Source organism: Photobacterium sagamiensis (assembly GCF_050337085.1).
GTDB classification, from domain to species: domain Bacteria; phylum Pseudomonadota; class Gammaproteobacteria; order Enterobacterales; family Vibrionaceae; genus Photobacterium; species Photobacterium sagamiensis.
Genome location: NZ_JAKJSP010000134.1, coordinates 1 through 686, shown reverse-complemented (window position 1 = coordinate 686; position 686 = coordinate 1). Strand labels below are relative to the sequence as shown.

The 686-nt window shown below is 43.1% G+C and carries 2 protein-coding genes; both read right to left on the bottom strand.

Annotated elements, in window-relative coordinates; translation table 11 throughout:
* Positions 1-374 (bottom strand): GTP-binding protein (locus L4D76_RS28825; RefSeq protein ID WP_428444209.1); only part of this gene is annotated, 374 nt, incomplete at its 3' end.
* Between the two features lie 44 nt (positions 375-418).
* Positions 419-686 (bottom strand): 30S ribosomal protein S7 (gene rpsG, locus L4D76_RS28820; protein ID WP_428444208.1); only part of this gene is annotated, 268 nt, incomplete at its 5' end.

Here is a 686-nt window from a genome sequence, read left to right as displayed (position 1 = left end):
GTTGTAGCTTGGCGCCAAACTGTTTCAGTTTGAGGCTCAACACCTGATTGGGCATCAAGTACAGCTACAGCTCCATCAAGTACACGCAATGAACGTTCAACTTCAACTGTGAAGTCTACGTGTCCTGGTGTATCGATGATGTTTACACGGTGACCTTTCCACTGTGCAGTTGTTGCAGCGGATGTGATCGTGATTCCGCGTTCTTGTTCCTGTTCCATCCAGTCCATTTGTGAAGCACCTTCGTGTGTTTCACCAATTTTATGGATTTTACCAGTATAGTATAGAACACGCTCTGTTGTTGTCGTTTTACCAGCATCGATGTGAGCCATGATACCGATATTACGAGTATTTGCTAAGGAGAACTCTCTTGCCATTTGTCTTTCTCCTTCCTTTTATAAGGATTTTATAGTTATTAATCTTACCAGCGATAATGAGCGAATGCTTTATTAGCTTCAGCCATTTTGTGTGTATCTTCACGTTTCTTAACAGCTGCTCCAGTATTGTTAGCAGCATCCATGATTTCATAAGCTAAACGCTCTTCCATCGTTTTTTCTCCACGAAGGCGAGAGTAGTTTACTAACCAACGAAGTCCTAGAGTCGATTTACGATCTGGACGCACCTCAACTGGTACTTGGTAGTTAGCTCCACCCACACGGCGTGCTTTTACTTCTAATACAGGCATGATG